The following is a 17,789-nucleotide window of genomic DNA, read 5'->3' as shown; positions in this document are numbered from 1 at the left end:
TCACTCGCGAATGAGTACGAACACTCATGCGGGTGGATTCGGCCAGGCCCTAGCGTCCACGGCATGCACAGAGAGCACTCCCCGGGCGACCGGGACCACCGCGTCGGCGGCCCGGCCACCGACCGGGAACGCCGCGTCGGCATCACCGCCGTCGCCTCCTGCCTGCCGGACCGGGTGGTGACCTCCCGGTGGCTGGAGGAGTCGATCACGGCGGCCTCGGGGACCCGGCTGCCCGACCGGCTGCTGGAGCGGGCCACCGGCATCACCGAGCGACGGGCGGCGGCCGAAGGGGAGTACGCCTCCACGCTCGCCACGCGGGCGGCACGGACCGCGCTGGAGCGGGCCGGTCTGGCGCCGTTCGACGTGGACCTGCTGGTGTTCGCGTCGGCCACCCGGGACATGGCCGAACCGGCCACCGCCCACCTGGTCCAGGCCGAACTGGGCTCCCGGGCCCACGCGCTGGACGTGACCAACGCCTGCAACAGCTTCGTCAACGGCATCGACACGGCCCGCGCGATGATCCTCGCGGGCCGGGCCCGCCGGGCGCTGGTGGTGACCGGCGAGACCCCCAGCCGGGCGGTGCGGCACGCGCCCGCCACGGCCGCCCAGTTCCGCGACGGATTCGCCGGCTACACCCTGGGCGACGCCGGCGCGGCGGTCGTCCTGGAGCCGGTCGGGCGCGGCGGCATCCTGGACGTGGAAACCGAGACCCGCTCCGAGCACTGGGCCGTCGGCGGCATCCCCGGCGGCGGCTCGCGCCACCCGCGCGGGGACGAGCACACCTACTTCCGCGGCGACGGCGCCGAACTGCGTGAGGTGTTCGAGAAGGTCGGCACCTCGGTCCTGGACCGGACGCTCCGGCGCAACGGGCTCACCTGGACGGACTTCCGCCATGTCCTGGTCCATCAGGTGACGGTGCCGTACCTGGAGCGGTTCACCGAGCTCTCCGGGGTGCCCCGGGACCGGCTCGTCGTCACCGTGCCCGAGCTCGGCAACATGGCGAGCGCCACGCTCGGCGTGCAACTGGACCGGGTGTACGCCGGGTTGCGGTCCGGCGACCGGGTGCTGTTCGTCGGGCTGGGCGGCGGCGTGAGCATCATGACGCTGGTCTGGGAGAAGGCATGACCGCCCTGTGGGTGGTGGTGCCCGCCCACCAGGAGGCCGCCCGGATCGGCGCCACCCTGGAGGCGCTCGCCGCCCAGCGCGACCGGGACTTCACCCTCGTCGTGGTGGACAACGCCTCCACCGACGGCACGGCGGCCCTGGCGTGCGAGTTCGCCCGCTGGGCACCCTTCCCCGTCCATGTGCTGCACGAGCGGGAGAAGGGGGTCGGCTGCGCGGTCGACACCGGCTTCCGGTACGCGATCGAGCGCGGCGCCACCCTGCTCGCCCGCACCGACGCGGACTGCCTGCCGCGCCCCGGCTGGACCGGCGCCGCCCGGGAGGCCCTGGGCCGGGGCGCCGGTCTGGTGTGCGGCCGGATCGACGCCCGGCGCGACGAGCACGGGCCGCTGGGCCGGGCCGCCTTCCGGGCGCTGGTGCGGATCGCCGCCTTCTTCGGCCGGATCCGCCCGGCCCACCGGCGCCGGCACGGCTACCTCGCCCCCTACCGGATGCACGCGGGCAACAACATGGCCGTCACGGCCCGGCTCTACGAGGCGGTCGGCGGCATGCCCCGCCGCCCGTCGCCCACCGACCGGCTCTTCCTCAACCGGGTACGCCGCCACACCACCGCCATCGTGCACGCCCGCGCCATGGTGGTGGAGAACTCCACCCGCCGGCTGCGCGCCTACGGCCTGCTCGGCACCGCCCGCTGGTACCTCGACCGGGGCAGCGGTCACCAGGGGGAGGACCCCCGCTGACGCCCGTACGGCCGTCCCGCCCGGCCCGCCGTACGGGGTGCGGGCACCCGGCGCCCGTACCGGCATCCGCCCGCGCGTCGGGACCCGGCCGGGCGACGGGATCCGCCGCGGCGGAACCGGCCCGCCGCCCGCCGGGCGTACCGGTGCCCGTCCGCCCCGCCCGGCCCGTACCGGTGTCCCTCCACAGCCCCATGGCCCCACAGCCCGGCAGCCGTACCACCGCCCGCCCCGCGCTCGGCACCCGGGGCCGGCGGCCGCCCCCGCTCGCCGGAGGACACCCCCGTACTCGTCCCGACCACGACCACCACCGCCCGCCACACCACCTACCGCCCACCACACCATCCATCACTCACCGCCCACCACCCACCACCCACCGGAGGTTCCGCGCCGATGCTCGACGCCCTCGCCCGTGATCTGCGCCGCGAGCCCCACCGGCCCGCCGTGCTCACGACCACCCGCACCGGGGCCGTCCGGGTCCGGGCCACCCGGGGCGACCTCGCGGACCTCGCGGACGCCTGCGCCGTCGCCCTGCACGCCCGGGGTATCGGGCGCGGCTCCACCGTCGGCGTCGCCGTACGGCCCGGGCCGCGCGCCCTGGCGGTCCTGCTCGCCCTGCACCGCCTGGGCGCCCGGGCCGCCGTCCTCGATCCGGGCGCCGGTCCCGAGGTGCTGCGCTCCCGGCTCGCGCTGGCCCGCCCCGACCTGGTGCTCGCCGACGCCACCGCCCAGGCCGTGGCCGGCTGGGCCCGGCCGCTCGCCCGCCGTGCCCGGCTCGCCCTGCCCGACCTGGCGGAACTGGGCCCGGTCGCCACCCTGGGGCCCCGGCTGCCCGGCTGCGCCCCCGCGCTGGGCCTGACGGCCGCCGCCGGGCGCGTGACGCCGCCCCGGCCGGTGGACGAGGACGGGGACGCGGTGATCGTCTTCACCTCCGGGACGACCTCCCGGCCGCGTGCCGTCGTCCACACCCGTTCCTCGCTCGCCGCCGGAATGGCGACGGTGACCGAACTGGTCCGTCCCACGCCCGGCCGACCGGTGCTCGGCGGCACCTTCTTCGTCCTCGTCCCGTCCCTGGCGAGCGGCGCACCGGTCGCGCTGCCCGCGCGCTCGCCCCGAGTGCTCACCCGGCAGCTGCGCCGGCTCACTCCGGACGCCACCTATCTGACGCCGCCCCAGCTGCGGGCCGCCCTCGCCGCCGGGGCCCGGTTCACCGGACGGGTGTGGACCGGCTCGGCCCCGGCGAGCGCCGTCCTGCTCGGCCGCGTCAAGGAGAGCGGCGCCGACGAGGCCTGGGGTGTCTACGCGCTCACCGAACTCTTCCCGGCGGCGGCCGTCGAGCAGAGCGAGAAGGCGGCCTTCACCGGCGACGGCGACCTGGTCGGGGCGCCCCTGCCGGGTGTCCGGGCCCGGCCGGGCCCGGACGGCGAGCTGTTGCTCTCCGGGGCCGCCGCCCGCCACCGCTACCTGGGCGAGGAGCCCGACCCGTGGGTGGCCACCGGCGACCGGGCCCGGCTGGAGCAGGGGCGGATCGTGCTGGCCGGCCGCTGCAAGGACATGGTGCTGCGGGCCGCCGAGAACATCTACCCGGGCCTCTACGAGCCCGCCCTGCATGTGCCGGGCGTCGAACTGGCCCTGCTCGTCGGCGTACCGGCCGGTGACGGCGACGAACGGCTGGTGGCGGTGGTCGAGCCCGCGCCGGGCGCCGACCCCGCCCGGGTCCGGGCCGCGCTCGCCCGCCCCCTCGCCCGGATGGGCACCGCCCGGCCGGACGCCGTGCTCCTCGCCCAGGTGCCGCTCGCCGGCCGCTCCCGCAAACCCGACCGGGCCGCCGCCGCCCGGCTGGCCGCCACCCGGCTCTCCGCCATTCCGCACCCGCGCCGCCCGCACGGCGCCGACGACCCAGAGGCCGGCCTCCGTTGACCCACCTCAAGACCGACCGCCCCACGCGCCTGTTCCGCTCGACGCGCCTTCGCCGTCCGGCCCCCGGGCGGCCGGACGGCGAAGGGCCGCCCGCCCGGAGCGCCCGCGTCCCCGCGCCCACCCCCGCCCCGGCCCCCTTCCCGGACCCGGCCGCTATCCCGGCCCCGGACCCGGCCGGGACCCGGGCCGCCCGCCGCCGGGACCGCCGGGTCTACACCCGCTCCCACCCGGTGCTGTTCGCCCTGCTCGCCGCGGCCCGCCGCCGGCCCGTGGTACGCCTCGGCTCCACGGTCCTGGTGCACGGCACCGAGGCGTACCGGGAGACCCTCACCCAAGTGCCGCTGGACCGGACGGCCGCCGGCACCACCGGGGGAGCGGCCCGTCAACTGTCGGGCGCCGGAACGCTCTTCGACCAGGACGGCACCGGACACCGGCAGGCCCGCCGCTCGGTCGCCGGCGATCTGGGCGCGACCGGCACCGAACGGCTGCGCCCGGCGTGGCGGGCGGTGCTCGACCGGCGCCTCGCCCCGCTGGCGGCCGGCCGGCCGGTGGATCTGGCCGAGGTGGTACGGGAGCTGGCCGGGACGACCGTCCGCGCCCTGCTGGCGCTGGAACCCGCCACCGATCCCCACGCGCTCTCCGAGGCCGCCGCCCGCGCCGCCGCCACCGCCGTACGCGACCATCTGCCCGGCCCCCGGCGCCCCGGCACCGCACGGGCCGCCGCCACGGCCGCCGCCCGGCTGGAGGCCCTGCTCACCGCCGGCGACGGCGACCCGGACCCCTCCCGTACCGCCGGTGACGCGTCGCTGCGGGCCATGCTGGCCGTCGCGGCGGTCAGCACCACCGTCGCCGCGCTGCCCCGGGCCGCCGCCTGGTGCGCCGACGCCGGGCTCTGGGAGCAGGCGGCCGACGAGGCGCTGCGTCCCGCCCTCGTCACCGAACTCCTGCGGGTGACCGCCGCGTCCCCGCTGCTGCCCCGGGTGGCCGCCGCCGACGCCACGGCCGCCGGCTGCCCGGTACGGGCGGGGGACCGGCTGCTGCTCGTCGCCCGGCACGCCGCCCGTGCCCACAGCGATCCGCCGGACGCCCGCCACCCGGCCCCGCCGTCCGTCGCCCAGCTGGTCTTCGGCGCGGGCCCGCACGCCTGCCCCGGCGCCCGGGTGGCCCGGGCCCAGCTCGACGACCTGCTCGCCGCCCTCGCCCCGTACCGCCCCGTCGTCGTCCGGGCCCGGGTGGACCGGGCCGCCGCGCTGCCCGGCTGGCGCACCCTGGTCGTCCGGGCCACCGCCGGGGAGGTCCGGTGATCACCGTCGCGGTGACCGGCGCGAGCGGCTTCTGCGGCTCCCATGTCGCCTCCCTGGCCGCCGCCCGGGGCCACCGGGTGCTCTGTGTCGGCCGCCGCCCCGGCCCGGTCGGCCGCCACCTCCCCTGGGACGCCGCCGCCGGCACGCCGGACCTCTCCGGTGCCGATCTGGTGGTGCACTGCGCGGCGGCGGTCGGTGACCCGGTGCCCGGCTCGCCGGCCGAGACGGCGATGCGGGCCGTCAACGTGGACGGCACCGCCCGGCTGCTGGCGGCCGCCGGAGACCGGCCGGTGGTCTGGGTGAGCAGCGCCAGCGTCTACGCGCCCGGTCCCGACCGCTCCCGGATCACCGAGGACCACCCGGTGCGGGACCAGCTGAACGCCTACGGCCGCACCAAGGCCGAGGGCGAGCGACTGGCCCTCGCCGCGGGCGCGGTGGTGCTCCGCCCCCGGGCGGTGTACGGCCCGGGCGATCCGCATCTGGTGCCCCGGCTGCTCTCCCGGGTGCGGGCCGGTCTGCTCCTGCTGCCCGGCCCGGACGTGCGGCTCAGCCTGACCGCCGTGGAGAATCTGGCCGACGCCTGCCTGGCCGCCGCCGGCTGGCCGCCCGGCGCGTACAACATCGCGGACCCGGAGCCGTACGGCCGCGACCGGGCGGTCCGGGAGGTGCTCCGGGCCCATGGCGTCCGGGCACGGATCGGCCGTCTCCCGCTGCCGCTCGCCCTGGGCGCCGCCCGGGCCGCCGAGACACTCGCCCGGCTGCGCCCCGGCACCGAACCCGTCCTCACCCGCTACGCCGTGGACCAGCTCGCCCACTCCGTGGTCCTGGACGTCGGCCGGGCCCGGGCCCGGGGCTGGACCGCCTCCCGGACGCTGGCGGACCACCTGCGCGCCCTCCGCCCGGACGGCCGGCCCGGGCCGGCCGGTTCATGAGGCACCCTCCTGGCGGGACGGGCGGCGGGCCGCGGGCACCGGGGCGCCCGGCGCGGGGGAGAGCCCGAACTGGGCGGCCTGGGCGGTGAACATGCCCCGGTAGAGCCCGTCCGGGCGGGACATCAGCTCCTCATGGGTGCCCTCCTCGGCCACCCGGCCCTGATCGAGGACATAGATCCGGTCGGCGTCGGCCGTCGCGGCGAGCCGGTGCGTGACGAGCACCACCGCGTGCCCCTCGCCGGCGAGGGCCCACAGCCCCTGGAACGCGGCGATCTCCGCGTGCGGATCGAGCGCGGAAGTCGGCTCGTCGACCAGCAGGAACGGCGCGTCCCGGTAGAGGGTGCGCGCGGTGCCCAGCTTCTGCCACTGCCCGCCGGAGAGCTGGACACCGCGCTCGTACCCCTTGAACACGATCGAGTCCCAGCCGTGCGGCAGGCCCTCGACCAGCGAGAGCACCCGCGCGCCCCGCGCGGCGTCCCGGACGCGGTCCATGTCCCGGGCGCGGTCGCCCGCGCCGATGGCCACATTGGCGGCGGCGGTCATCTCCCAGCGGGGGAAGTCCTGCGCCAGCAGCCCCACCATGGCGAAGATCCGGGCGCGCTCGGCGTCCCGCAGCTCGACCCGTCCGTCCTCGCGGTCCTCCCACCACACGGCCCCCTCGGAGGGCAGCAGCAGCCCGGCCAGCACCTTGGTGAGCGTCGTCTTGCCGGAGCCGTTCGCCCCCACCAGGGCCGTCACCTCGCCCCGGCGGACCGACAGACTCACCCCCTTCAGCGCCGGGCCCTCGGCACCCGGATAGGTGAACGACACGCTCTCCAGGCGCACCCGCTCCACCCCGGTGGGGAGCGGGGTGCCCGCCGACGGGATGGCGTGCTCGGTGGCCAGTTCGACGGCGGTCTCGGTGTCGGTGAGGAACAGCAGCTCCTCATAGAGGCGGTTGACCTGCTGGACGAGGGACGTCAGGCGCGCCGTCGAGGTGCGGATGGCGATGACCGCGGTGCCGCCCACGGCGAGCGGCAGCCCGCCGCTCGCCAGCAGCCACCACAGGACGCCGTAGCAGGCCAGCGAGGCCAGCCCGGCGAAGGCGCCGGCCACCAGGTCCGTATGGGCCTGCGCCCGGGCGAGCCGCCGCTGCTCCGCCTCGGTCTGCCGGGACATCTCCTCGTAGCCGGACAGCAGCTTGTGCCCGGCCGCGTGCACCCGGATCTCGGCCGCCGCGTGCGGGCGGGTCAGATACGCCAGCAGCGAGGCGATCGCCCGGCGGTGGTCGACCCAGTTCAACCGTGACACATAGTCACGGCGGGCGGAACGGACCGCGCCCCACCCCTTGGGCAGCGCGATGGCCAGCAGCATCGGCAGCAGGGTCCAGTGCAGCGACGCCAGGACGACCGCGGCCGCCGCCATGCCGATGAGCACATTGCCCACGCCCACCGACAGCCGCAGCATGCTCCGGGCGGAGTCGGTGCCGAATCTGCCCGCCTCCAGCACCCGCTGGACCTCCGGCCGCTCGGTCGCCGCCACCTCCACCCGGGTGACGGCCGCGTAGTACCGCGCCGAGACCGCCCGCTCCACCTGCGGCTCAAGACGGCCCGACATCGCCGTCGACCAGGCCGACAGCAGCGCCGCCCCCACCGCGCTGGCGGCCAGCACCACCAGCGAGGGCAGGGCGCCACGGAGCTTCTCCGCCGTCGGGCCGTCCGTGAACAGCTCGGCCAGCACGCTGTTGACCGCGACCAGACCCCACGCGGCCGTCACCCCCTGACCGAGCTGTGCCGCCACCACCCCGGCCAGTGCCCGCCGGTCCGTCCGCCAACCGGTGCGCAGCACCATGCCGACCATGCGCGGCAGCGCGGCCGCCATGTGTCCGAACGAGAGCCTGACTAGCGGGCCCTCATGACGTACGAACGACTGGTCGTAGCGGAGCCGGCCCCCGTAGAGTTCGCGCTCCGCCGCCGAGACGCCTTCCGCGGGTGCGCCCCGGGAACTTCGGCCCTTCTTCCCGCGTGATGGCCGCGGCGGGCCCGACGCGGACGCGGGTGGTGTGGGTGATGCGGACGATGCCAAAGCCCCTCCCCCGTGAGGTAACGGTGTCGTCGGGTTCAACGACGTGGTCCGCACTTCGAACACATGTCTTTCGGCCGCGCTGCGAACTCTCCCGGACACCGGCGGGCGGCGGGACGCGACACCTGGAGGGTGCAACGACCCTTCTCCCGCAACGGACCCGGAAAACCGATTCATGGCCGAAAGGGGAGCGCCCGTGCCCTCTCCATCGGCACGGGCGCTCTGGTCGAGGGGAAAGGAGGGGTGGGCCGGAACGGGCGATCAGAACTCGGTCAGCGGGCCGAACGCGCCCTTGACGCAGTCATTGGGGAAGGAGCGCTCCTCGTTGACACGCCGCCCCTGCCAGGCCCCTTGCAGGGTGACGGTGACGGGACGCAGGTCGAGGGTGCAGGACCGTCCGGAGTCGCGGAGTCCGGAGAGGCGGCCGTCCGCCTGCTGCAGCGCGTCACAGGCGGCGGCGGGCTGCGGGTGCGTCCCGCCGGGGGTGTAGGAGCCGCAGGTCAGGGTGACGGCTCGCTGGGGTGCGGAAGCCGAGGCGGAGGCGCCGTTGTTGACGGTCAGGACCAGTGCGGAGGGCGCGTGGAAGGAGCTGTGGGAGGAGCTGTCGGACCTGGTGAGGGGGTGCTGCTCCAGTGCCGCTGCCGCCGTGACGGCGGCCACGGTGGTCGCGAGGGTCAGCGCGCCGATACCGGCAGTACGAAATTTCATGGGTCCCGTTCTTCCTGATGAGGGCTTTCGGACCGCGAACCCGTCGGCGTCGTACGGACGGGCATCGCCGATATTGCCGCACTTTCCCCGTCGCGTCCGCCGAACGCGGAAGAGCCACTCCAACTGTTGGAAAAAGGCAAAAAAGGACTATATGAAAATGCGCCAGGAAGGCGTCCGGAATGGCCGAAGCGATAAAGCGGTCAGCCGGAAAACCACTCGGCCCCGGGGCTCCCGCGCGGACCCGCCGGCCGGCCCGGGGGCTCCGGTCGCCGGGATCGGCGCGAGGGCCGGGTGGCCGAAGAGCGCGGCGGAACGCGGATCCGGACCGGGTGTCCGAGGGGTGCGGCGGAACGCGGACGGGGGTCGGGCGGCCGAAGAGTGCGGAGGGGCGCGGGCGCGGGCCGGATGGCCGAAGGGCCCGGGCCGCCGAAGGGTACGGCGAAGGGCGCGGGGGACGCGGACGCGGGACGGTCAGTCGGCGGTGCTGGTCGCCCGGGGGGTGCCGGCGGGGGAGCGGTGCCGGTCCACGATCCCCCGGACGATCCGCATCAGCCGGTCCCCCGCCTGGTCGATGCTGCCGTTCTGCGTGCTGACCTGTACGCCTTCGAGCAGAAAGGTGATCTCGGCCGCGACCTGCTCGGGGTCGGGCAGCCCGGCTCCGGCGCACATGCCGACCAGCCGGCGGGTCTGGCGGGCCTTGTGCTCCTCGATCACCTGTCGTGCGGGATGGGACCGGTCGGGCAGTTCCGCGAGAGAGTTGATGAACGGGCAGCCCCGGTGCGAGATCGCCGGCAGCCCCTCGGCGATGAAACGGGCCATGGCCAGGATCTGCTCCCCGGGCCGGCCGGGGTGTTCGGTCTCGACCCGGTCGAACGCGGCCTGGTAGTCGGCGGCCACGATGCGCAGCCACTCCGCGACCAGCGCGTCCTTGGTCTCGAAGTGCCGGTAGATCGCCATCTTGGTGGTCTCGGCCTTCTCGGCGATGGCCTGGACGCCCACCCGCCGGATCCCCTCGCTCTGGAAAAGCTCTTCCGCCGCGTCGAGGATGCGCTCACGGGGCGGCAGTTTCGCCACCCTGCTCGGCCTTCTGGTGGTCGCTGCCATGACTGCTCCGTGACGTCCGGTCGGATACGAGGCCCCCTGATCCCCTGCTACGGTACCAGTCCGTGCCGATCGATACCGCTCGGTATCGTTCGGTACTCAGTGGTATTTCTTTCTTCTCTGAAGGTGACTGGGAGTGGCAGTGGACGTTGCCGAGTACGTGACCCATGACGCGGTCGGACTGGCGGAGCTGGTGGCCGGGGGCGAGGTGACCCCCGCCGAGCTGGAGGCGGCCGCCCGGGAGGCCGCGCGGGCGGTCAACCCCCGGATCAACGCCATCGTGGAGACCTGGCCGGCCGACGATTGGCCCGTCCCCGGCGGTTCGCCCCTGGCCGGAGTCCCCTTTCTGATCAAGGACCTCGGAGTCGCCATGGCCGGGAGGCGAGTGGAGCTGGGCAGCCGTCTCGCGGCCGGCCATGTGGCCCCGGCCGACTCCGCCCTGATGCGGCGCTTCCGGCGCGCCGGTCTCGTGACGTTCGGGCGCACCACCACGCCCGAGATGGCGTACAGCATCGTGACGGAACCCGTGCTCCACGGCGCGACCCGCAACCCGTGGGACCCGGAGCGGAGCGCGGGCGGCTCCAGCGGCGGCGCGGGCGCGGCCGTCGCCGCCGGGGTGGTCCCGATCGCCCACGGCACCGACGCGGCGGGTTCGATCCGCGTACCCGCCGCCTGTAACGGTCTCTTCGGGCTGAAGCCCACCCGCGGCCGGGTCTCCATGGGCCCCGACGTGGACGAGATCTTCAGTGGCCTGGCCGTGCACGGCGGCGTCAGCCGCACCGTACGGGACAGCGCGGCGCTGCTCGACCGGATCAGCGGCCCGGAGCCGGGGGATCCCTACTTCGCCCCGGAGCCGTCCCGTCCGTACGCGGAGGAAGTCACGCGTGACCCCGGCTCGCTCCGGATCGGGGTCCTCGGCCAGGGCTGGGGCGGACGCCGTACCACCGCACCGGTGGCCGACGCGCTCGCCCGCACCGTACGGCTGCTCGAATCCCTCGGTCACCGGGTGGAAGAGGCCACGGTCGGCCTCGGCGCCGACTGGGAGGAGTTCGTCCTGGCCGGTGCCCGTCTGATGACGGTGAATCTCACCGCGTCGGTCGACGGACTGGCCGCCGCGCTCGGCCGGCCCGTCGACTCCTCGACCCTTGAGCCGGTGACCCTCGCCGGCTACCACTACGGGCAGCGGGTCGGCGGCGCCCAGTTCGTGACCGCCCTCGCGGTCCGGAACCGGGTGGCCCGGAGCCTGGCGCGGTCCTTCGGCACCTACGACATCCTGCTCAGCCCGACCCTGCCGGAGCTTCCCACCCCCCTGGGCGCCTACGGCGAGGGCGCGGAGACCCTGGACGGCCACGGCTGGATCGACCGCCTCAACGACCGCTCGCCGTTCACCATGGCGTTCAATGTGGCGGGCACACCCGCCATGTCCGTACCGCTGACGGCCGACCCCGGGACGGGGCTTCCGATCGGTATGCAGTTCGCCGCCGGTTACGGGCGGGAAGGCCTCCTCTTCCGCCTCGCCGGCCAACTTGAACAGGCGAGCCCGTGGGCGGACCGGACCCCCGCGGTATGGGCCGGAAATCATCCGGATCAGTGATCAGTGATCAGTGATCAGTGACCGCTGATCGCTGACCGCTGAGGAGTGCTCCCGGAGGGCCGGCCCCGGGCGCGGATGACGTTTCGTCAGGGCCGCACCCCGGCCGGGCGCGCCCGGGGACCGGCCAGGACGCGGGAAGCAGCAGACGGAAGGTGCAGCCCCGGCCGGGACGGGTGTCCAGTTCGAGGCGCCCGTGGTGGGCGGCCGCGATGGCCGCGGCCCCCGGGACAGCACACCCTGGACCCGTCAAGGATCCATCAGCGTTCACGGCTCACGCGACAGGGCGGCGTCAAAGCGGGCGAGCGGTGGGCCTTCCACCGGTTCGATGGAACCGGGCAACCGCACCTCCGTAACCTTCCGCATGTCCAGAGGAGTTGATCGTTCATGAGCGTGGAGAATGTGGTCGGTCTCATCGTCGCCGCCGCCCTCGTCGGCTACCTGGTGGCCGCGCTGATCCGACCGGAGAAGGTCTGACCGGCACCGTACGCGCGGTGACGGGACACCCGGCGACCGGTGTCCGGAGACCGGCCCGCACGCCGGGCGTCCCGGCCCTCTCAAGGTTCTCGTACGGGCCGGACCCGGAGCCGCCCCGGCTCGCGGTCGAATCACCGGCCGTGGCCGGGTGCCGGATCCTCCCGGTGCGACCTGCCGTGACCGGACTTGCCCACGGCCGGGGCGTTGGCCGCACCGGGCACGGAGCCGGGTCGCGTAGAGGACGCGTCAAGAGCGGCGTCAAGAACGTTAGGGCGACATCAACGCAGGCCGAAAGTGGCTGGAAACGTTGTTTGCTCGTCTGGTCCGAGTATTCGCTCTTTCTTCTTTCACCGGGAGCTCACGATGGCCGATGTGGCCTTCGTCGTCACCACGATCGCGGTCTTCGCGCTGGTGGCTTTCATCGCCAAGGGGGTGGCGAAGCTGTGAACATCGAGAACGCCGCGAACACCGAGAACATCGTCGGTCTGCTCGTCGCCGCCGCCCTGCTGGGATACCTCGTCCTCGCGCTGGTCAAGCCGGAGAGGTTCTGAGCCCCGAGATGAGTCCTGTACTCGCTGGAGTGCTCCAGCTCCTGGCGCTCGTGGCCGCGCTCGGTCTGTCGTACCGGCCGCTGGGTGACCACATGGCGCGTGTCTACTCGTCGGACAAGCACCTGCGGCCCGAGAAGTGGATCTACAAAGTCATCGGTGCCGATCCGTCGGTGGAGATGCGCTGGCCGGCCTATCTGCGCGGGGTCCTCGCCTTCTCCGCGGTGAGCGTGCTCTTCCTCTACCTGCTCCAGCGGGCGCAGGGCTGGCTGCCCGGTTCGCTCGGCTTCGTGTCGATCGATCCCGACCAGGCGTTCAACACGGCGGCGTCCTTCGTGGCGAACACCAACTGGCAGTCCTACTACGGCGAGCAGGCCATGGGCCACGTCGTGCAGAGCGGCGGCCTGGCGGTACAGAACTTCGTGTCGGCGGCGGTCGGCATCGCGGTGGCGGTCGCGCTGGTGCGCGGCTTCACCCGGTCCCGTACGGGCGAGCTGGGCAACTTCTGGGCCGACCTGGTCCGGGGCGTCGTCCGGATCCTGCTGCCGCTCTCCGTCGTGGGAGCCCTGGTGCTCGTCGCGTGCGGCGCGATCCAGAACTTCTCCGGCATCCATCAGGTCGGCCAGTTCACGGGCGGCACCCGGCAGTGGAACGGCGGCGCGGTCGCCTCGCAGGAGGTGATCAAGGAGCTGGGCACCAACGGCGGCGGCTACTTCAACGCCAACTCCGCCCACCCCTTCGAAAACCCCAACGGGCTGTCGAACCTTTTCGAGATCTATCTGATCCTCGTCATTCCCTTCGCGCTGACCCGTACGTTCGGCCGGATGACCGGCTCGCTGAAGCAGGGGTACGCGATCCTCGGCGCGATGACCACCATCTGGCTCGGTTTCACGGCGCTCATGATGTGGACCGAATTCCACCACGGCGCCCCCGCGTTCGACATCGCCGGCGGGGCCATGGAGGGCAAGGAGACCCGCTTCGGCATCGGGGGCTCGTCCCTCTTCGCCGTGGCGACGACACTGACCTCGACCGGTGCGGTGAACTCCTTCCACTCCTCGTACACCGGCTTCGGCGGCGGCATCACCATGCTCGGCATGCAACTGGGCGAGATCGCGCCCGGCGGGGTCGGCTCCGGCCTCTACGGCATGCTGATCATGGCGATCATCGCGGTGTTCATCGCCGGTCTGATGGTCGGCCGCACCCCCGAGTACCTGGGGAAGAAGATCGGTACGCGGGAGATCAAGTTCGCTGCCTGCTACATCCTGGTCACCCCGGCCCTGGTCCTGTGCTTCACCGCGGCTTCGTTCGTCCTGGACACCCCGGCGCACTCGATGACCAACTCCGGTGCGCACGGCTTCTCCGAGATCCTCTACGCCTTCACCTCGGGCGCCAACAACAACGGCTCGGCCTTCGCGGGCCTGAACGCCGACACCCAGTGGTTCAACTCGACCATCGGCCTCGCGATGCTGCTGGGCCGGTTCCTGCCGATGGTGTTCGTCCTCGCGCTGGCCGGATCGCTCGCCGGGCAACAGCCCGTACCCGAGACGGCGGGCACCCTGCGGACGGAGAAGCCCCTGTACACGGGCCTTCTGGTCGGCACCATCATGATCATCACTGGTCTCACCTACTTCCCGGCCCTCGCGCTGGGACCGCTCGCCGAAGGGCTCGCGGCATGACTACCGACGTAAAGAAGCAGCAGGACGCCATGCCCACGACGGCCACGACCACTTCGGCCCCGCACAGCGACCTCCCCACCGGCCACAAGCCGGCGGCGGGCCGGGTCGGCGGCGGCCTCTTCGACCCCAAGCAGCTGGTCGCCTCCCTGCCGGACGCGTTCCGCAAGCTCGATCCACGCTTCATGATCAAGTCACCGGTGATGTTCGTGGTCCTGGTCGGCTCGGTGGTCACCACCGTGCTCGCGGTCACGGACCCCACGGACTGGTTCGGCTGGGCGATCACCGCCTGGCTCTGGCTGACCACGGTCTTCGCCAACCTGGCGGAGGCGGTGGCCGAGGGCCGCGGCAAGGCGCAGGCCGACACCCTGCGCAAGGCCAAGACCGACACCGTCGCCCGCCGTCTCGCCGGCGGCGGCGAGGAGCGGGTGCCCGGGGCGGAGCTGTGCGTCGGTGACCTCGTCGTCTGCGAGGCCGGCGATGTCATCCCCGGCGACGGCGACGTCGTCGAGGGGGTCGCGTCGGTGGACGAGTCCGCGATCACGGGCGAGTCGGCGCCGGTCATCCGCGAGTCGGGCGGCGACCGGTGCGCGGTGACGGGCGGCACGAAGGTGCTGTCGGACCGGATCGTCGTGAGGATCACCACGAAACCCGGCGAGACCTTCATCGACCGTATGATCGGCCTGGTCGAGGGCGCGGCCCGGCAGAAGACCCCCAATGAGATCGCCCTCAACATCCTGCTGGCCTCTCTCACGATCGTCTTCCTGCTCGCCGTCGTGACCCTGAAGCCGTTCGCGATCTACGCCGGCGCCGACGACCAGACCTCCCTGATCGTGCTGACCGCGCTGCTGGTCTGTCTGATCCCGACCACCATCGGCGCCCTGCTCTCGGCCATCGGCATCGCCGGGATGGACCGGCTGGTGCAGCGCAATGTGCTCGCCATGTCCGGGCGCGCGGTCGAGGCCGCGGGCGACGTCTCCACCCTGCTGCTGGACAAGACCGGCACGATCACCCTCGGAAACCGTCAGGCCGCCGAGTTCGTGCCCGTACGGGGAACCACGGAGACGGAGCTGGCGGACGCGGCCCAGCTGTCGTCGCTGGCCGACGAGACCCTCGAGGGCCGCTCCGTCGTGGTTCTCGCCAAGGAGAAGTACGGTCTGCGCGAACGCCGGCAGGGGGAGCTCGCGCACGCCGACTGGATCCAGTTCACCGCACAGACCCGGATGTCCGGAGTGGACGCCGGCGGACGGAAGATCCGCAAGGGCGCGGCAGGTGCCGTCCTGGCATGGGTGAGGGAGCGGGGCGGCGAGGTCGCCGGTGACGCCCAGGAGCTCACGGACCGCATCTCCGGGGCCGGCGGCACACCGCTGCTGGTGGCCGCCGAGGATGAGCGCGGCGCGCGCGTCCTCGGTGTGATCCACCTGAAGGACGTCGTGAAGGAGGGCATGCGGGAGCGGTTCGACGAGCTGCGCCGGATGGGTATCCGCACGGTCATGATCACGGGTGACAATCCGCTGACCGCCCGGGCGATCGCCCGGGAGGCGGGCGTCGACGACTTCCTCGCCGAGGCCACCCCCGAGGACAAGATGGCCCTCATCAAGCGGGAGCAGGCGGGTGGCAGGCTCGTCGCGATGACCGGTGACGGCACCAACGACGCGCCCGCCCTCGCACAGGCGGACGTCGGGGTGGCGATGAACACCGGCACCTCGGCCGCGAAAGAGGCCGGCAACATGGTCGACCTCGACTCCAACCCGACCAAACTCATCGAGATCGTCGAGATCGGCAAACAACTCCTCATCACCCGGGGTGCCCTGACGACCTTCTCCATCGCCAACGACGTCGCCAAATACTTCGCGATCATCCCCGCCATGTTCGCGGTCGCCCATCCGTCGCTCGACAAGCTCAACATCATGGGCCTGTCCTCGCCCGAGTCCGCGATCCTGTCCGCCGTCATCTTCAACGCGCTGATCATCGTGGCCCTCGTCCCGCTCGCCCTCAAGGGCGTCCGCTACCGCCCGTCCAGCGCCGACTCGATGCTCCGCCGCAACCTCGGGCTCTACGGGCTCGGCGGCCTGATCGCCCCGTTCATCGGTATCAAGCTCATCGACCTGCTCCTCTCCCTCGTCCCCGGGATCGGCTGACCGACCATGAACAACTCCGTGAGAAACACCGCCCGCGTGCTCGGGGCCGGACTCCGGGCGCTCCTCGTCCTCACCGTCGTCTGCGGTGTGCTCTACCCGCTCGCCGTCACCGGTGTCGCCCAACTCGCCTTCCCCGGCAGGGCCAACGGCTCCGAAGTGAAGGACACCAGCGGGAAAGTCGTCGGCTCGGAGCTGATCGGCCAGCGCTACGACCTGCCGCCGAAGGCCGGGCAGGAGACAGCGGCCCCGGACCTGCGCTGGTTCCAGCCGCGTCCCTCCAACGGCCTGGGCTCCAACAGTGTCAACACCCAGTACGCGCTGATCCTCTCCGGCGCGACCAACCGCTCCGGTGACAACGCGGACCTCATCAAGTGGGTGACGGACGCCAAAGCCGCCGTCGTCAAGGACAACTCGGTCCCGGGCCACCCGGTGAAGCCCGCGGACGTCCCCGCCGACGCGGTCACCTCCTCCGGCTCCGGCCTCGATCCGCACATCTCGCCGGAGTACGCGAGGCTCCAGGCGCACCGTGTCGCCGCGCGCAACCAGCTCGGTGTCGCGGCGGTCGAGAAGCTCGTCGCCGACCACACCGAGGACCGCGCCCTCGGCTTCATCGGCGAACCCCGCGTCAACGTGCTCATGCTCAACATCGCGCTCAGGGACCTGATGGCCAAGGGCTGATGGCCTTGTCCCGGCAGAGGTGCCGGCGGCCCCGGGTACGTACCGGAGCCGCCGGTTCTCGCTCGCACGAGCGCCGGTGACCGACCCGCGAGCCCGCCGCTACAGACGCGGGTCGGCGGTGACCTCGACGTGTTCCGCCACGGCGACCAGGAGGACCCGGGTGCCGGGGGCCGTGGCCTGCCAGCGGTGACGGATGCCGCCGGTGAGGTAGAGGGTGTCGCCGGGACCGAGGTGGACGGCCCGGCCGTCGGCTTCCACCGTCGCCGCTCCGTCGGCCACGTACATCAGTTCGTCGTTGCGGTGCTGGAACTCACGCGCCCCGTCGTGCTCCCCGGTGAACTCCAGCGCGTGCAGCTGGTGATGGCCGCGCACCAGTGGCCGGGTCCGGCCGGTGGTGCCGGACGCCAGACCGGTCGGGTCGTCCGCGCGGACCACATCCATGCGGCGGGGGCTCTCCGCGGCGGCGAGCAGTTGTACGGCCGTGGTGTTCAAGGCGTCGGCGATGCGCTGGAGCGAGCGCATGCTGGGGCGCGCCCGGTCGTTCTCCAACTGGCTGAGGAAGGGGGAGGACAGGCCCGCGCGCTCCGCCACCTCGGCCAGGGTCAGGTCCAGGGCACGGCGGCGCCTGCGGATGCTCGCTCCGACCCGTACGCCGCCCGGATCGCCGTCTTGCTGACTCATCTCCCGCTCCCGCCCCGACCGCAACCGCCTGGTGCCACCCGGGTGACTCTATCCCCGCGCGCGGCCGGGCCGGACCCCGTCACACGGCGGCCATGAGCCGGCAACATCTCCTCGC

16 protein-coding genes are annotated in these 17,789 nt (G+C 73.6%); 12 read left to right on the top strand and 4 right to left on the bottom strand.

Features of this window, described 5'->3' with window-relative positions; translation table 11 throughout:
* Nucleotides 1-63: 63 nt before the first annotated feature.
* The 5 genes from NX801_RS17610 (at nucleotide 64) to NX801_RS17590 (ending at nucleotide 6,015) form a co-directional block, all read left to right on the top strand.
* Nucleotides 64-1,125, top strand: coding sequence for a 3-oxoacyl-ACP synthase III family protein (locus tag NX801_RS17610; protein ID WP_258788697.1), 1,062 nt, complete (start codon nucleotides 64-66; stop codon nucleotides 1,123-1,125).
* A complete protein-coding gene (locus NX801_RS17605; RefSeq protein WP_258788696.1) occupies nucleotides 1,122-1,862 on the top strand; it encodes a glycosyltransferase family 2 protein in 741 nt (246 codons plus the stop codon). Before NX801_RS17610 ends, NX801_RS17605 begins: the two co-directional genes overlap by 4 nt.
* A gap of 390 nt (nucleotides 1,863-2,252) precedes the next feature.
* Nucleotides 2,253-3,779, top strand: coding sequence for a class I adenylate-forming enzyme family protein (locus NX801_RS17600; RefSeq protein WP_258788695.1), 1,527 nt, complete (start codon nucleotides 2,253-2,255; stop codon nucleotides 3,777-3,779).
* Nucleotides 3,776-5,083: a cytochrome P450 gene (locus NX801_RS17595; RefSeq protein WP_258788694.1), complete on the top strand. Its 1,308-nt coding sequence runs from the start codon at nucleotides 3,776-3,778 to the stop codon at nucleotides 5,081-5,083. Before NX801_RS17600 ends, NX801_RS17595 begins: the two co-directional genes overlap by 4 nt.
* The gene (locus tag NX801_RS17590; protein ID WP_258788693.1) at nucleotides 5,080-6,015 is read left to right on the top strand and encodes an NAD-dependent epimerase/dehydratase family protein; all 936 of its coding nucleotides are present in this window, start codon (nucleotides 5,080-5,082) and stop codon (nucleotides 6,013-6,015) included. Before NX801_RS17595 ends, NX801_RS17590 begins: the two co-directional genes overlap by 4 nt.
* On the opposite strand, the gene NX801_RS17585 is transcribed toward NX801_RS17590, so the two are convergent.
* From NX801_RS17585 to NX801_RS17575, 3 genes are all read right to left on the bottom strand, one after another.
* Nucleotides 6,010-7,875: an ABC transporter ATP-binding protein gene (locus NX801_RS17585; protein ID WP_258788692.1), complete on the bottom strand. Its 1,866-nt coding sequence runs from the start codon at nucleotides 7,873-7,875 to the stop codon at nucleotides 6,010-6,012. The genes NX801_RS17590 and NX801_RS17585 overlap by 6 nt on opposite strands.
* A gap of 462 nt (nucleotides 7,876-8,337) precedes the next feature.
* Complete coding sequence (locus tag NX801_RS17580; protein WP_258788691.1) at nucleotides 8,338-8,784, bottom strand: subtilase-type protease inhibitor; 447 nt, start codon at nucleotides 8,782-8,784, stop codon at nucleotides 8,338-8,340.
* 471 nt (nucleotides 8,785-9,255) lie between these two features.
* On the bottom strand, nucleotides 9,256-9,888 hold the full coding sequence (locus NX801_RS17575) for a TetR/AcrR family transcriptional regulator (protein ID WP_258788690.1): 633 nt from the start codon (nucleotides 9,886-9,888) through the stop codon (nucleotides 9,256-9,258).
* Nucleotides 9,889-10,027: 139 nt separating this feature from the next.
* Between NX801_RS17575 and NX801_RS17570 the strand changes: the two genes are divergently transcribed.
* From NX801_RS17570 to NX801_RS17535, 7 genes are all read left to right on the top strand, one after another.
* Complete coding sequence (locus NX801_RS17570) at nucleotides 10,028-11,479, top strand: amidase (RefSeq protein ID WP_258788803.1); 1,452 nt, start codon at nucleotides 10,028-10,030, stop codon at nucleotides 11,477-11,479.
* Nucleotides 11,480-11,863: 384 nt separating this feature from the next.
* Nucleotides 11,864-11,953, top strand: coding sequence for a K(+)-transporting ATPase subunit F (kdpF, locus tag NX801_RS17560; RefSeq protein ID WP_258788689.1), 90 nt, complete (start codon nucleotides 11,864-11,866; stop codon nucleotides 11,951-11,953).
* Nucleotides 11,954-12,247: 294 nt separating this feature from the next.
* Entirely contained in the window at nucleotides 12,248-12,400 is a 153-nt protein-coding gene (locus NX801_RS17555; RefSeq protein WP_258788687.1) for a hypothetical protein, read from the top strand.
* Nucleotides 12,401-12,402: 2 nt separating this feature from the next.
* A complete protein-coding gene (gene kdpF / locus NX801_RS17550) occupies nucleotides 12,403-12,504 on the top strand; it encodes a K(+)-transporting ATPase subunit F (protein ID WP_258788802.1) in 102 nt (33 codons plus the stop codon).
* 8 nt (nucleotides 12,505-12,512) lie between these two features.
* A complete protein-coding gene (gene kdpA / locus NX801_RS17545; RefSeq protein WP_258788686.1) occupies nucleotides 12,513-14,177 on the top strand; it encodes a potassium-transporting ATPase subunit KdpA in 1,665 nt (554 codons plus the stop codon).
* Entirely contained in the window at nucleotides 14,174-16,315 is a 2,142-nt protein-coding gene (gene kdpB / locus NX801_RS17540; RefSeq protein ID WP_258788685.1) for a potassium-transporting ATPase subunit KdpB, read from the top strand. The genes kdpA and kdpB overlap by 4 nt, the downstream gene beginning before the upstream one ends.
* Before the next feature lie 6 nt (nucleotides 16,316-16,321).
* Nucleotides 16,322-16,993 (top strand): potassium-transporting ATPase subunit C, encoded by a 672-nt coding sequence (locus NX801_RS17535; protein WP_258788684.1) that lies wholly within the window; start codon nucleotides 16,322-16,324, stop codon nucleotides 16,991-16,993.
* 99 nt (nucleotides 16,994-17,092) lie between these two features.
* Here the strand turns inward: NX801_RS17535 and NX801_RS17530 are convergent, their stop codons facing one another.
* The gene (locus NX801_RS17530) at nucleotides 17,093-17,674 is read right to left on the bottom strand and encodes a helix-turn-helix domain-containing protein (RefSeq protein WP_258788683.1); all 582 of its coding nucleotides are present in this window, start codon (nucleotides 17,672-17,674) and stop codon (nucleotides 17,093-17,095) included.
* Nucleotides 17,675-17,789: the final 115 nt, after the last annotated feature.

The organism is Streptomyces pyxinae (assembly GCF_024756275.1).
Classification (GTDB): Bacteria; Actinomycetota; Actinomycetes; order Streptomycetales; family Streptomycetaceae; genus Streptomyces; species Streptomyces pyxinae.
This window is presented reverse-complemented; position numbering and strand designations above follow the sequence as displayed.

What these genes read in the sequence shown, in the direction of transcription:
- NX801_RS17610 (WP_258788697.1), top strand. Translation starts at nt 64, where the DNA reads ATGCACAGAGAGCACTCCCCGGGCGACCGGGACCACCGCGTCGGCGGC.
- NX801_RS17605 (WP_258788696.1), top strand. Translation starts at nt 1,122, where the DNA reads ATGACCGCCCTGTGGGTGGTGGTGCCCGCCCACCAGGAGGCCGCCCGG.
- NX801_RS17600 (WP_258788695.1), top strand. Translation starts at nt 2,253, where the DNA reads ATGCTCGACGCCCTCGCCCGTGATCTGCGCCGCGAGCCCCACCGGCCC.
- NX801_RS17585 (WP_258788692.1), bottom strand. Translation starts at nt 7,875, where the DNA reads ATGGCGGCCGCGCTGCCGCGCATGGTCGGCATGGTGCTGCGCACCGGT.
- NX801_RS17580 (WP_258788691.1), bottom strand. Translation starts at nt 8,784, where the DNA reads ATGAAATTTCGTACTGCCGGTATCGGCGCGCTGACCCTCGCGACCACC.
- NX801_RS17575 (WP_258788690.1), bottom strand. Translation starts at nt 9,888, where the DNA reads ATGGCAGCGACCACCAGAAGGCCGAGCAGGGTGGCGAAACTGCCGCCC.
- kdpF (WP_258788689.1), top strand. Translation starts at nt 11,864, where the DNA reads ATGAGCGTGGAGAATGTGGTCGGTCTCATCGTCGCCGCCGCCCTCGTC.
- kdpA (WP_258788686.1), top strand. Translation starts at nt 12,513, where the DNA reads ATGAGTCCTGTACTCGCTGGAGTGCTCCAGCTCCTGGCGCTCGTGGCC.
- kdpB (WP_258788685.1), top strand. Translation starts at nt 14,174, where the DNA reads ATGACTACCGACGTAAAGAAGCAGCAGGACGCCATGCCCACGACGGCC.
- NX801_RS17535 (WP_258788684.1), top strand. Translation starts at nt 16,322, where the DNA reads ATGAACAACTCCGTGAGAAACACCGCCCGCGTGCTCGGGGCCGGACTC.
- NX801_RS17530 (WP_258788683.1), bottom strand. Translation starts at nt 17,674, where the DNA reads ATGAGTCAGCAAGACGGCGATCCGGGCGGCGTACGGGTCGGAGCGAGC.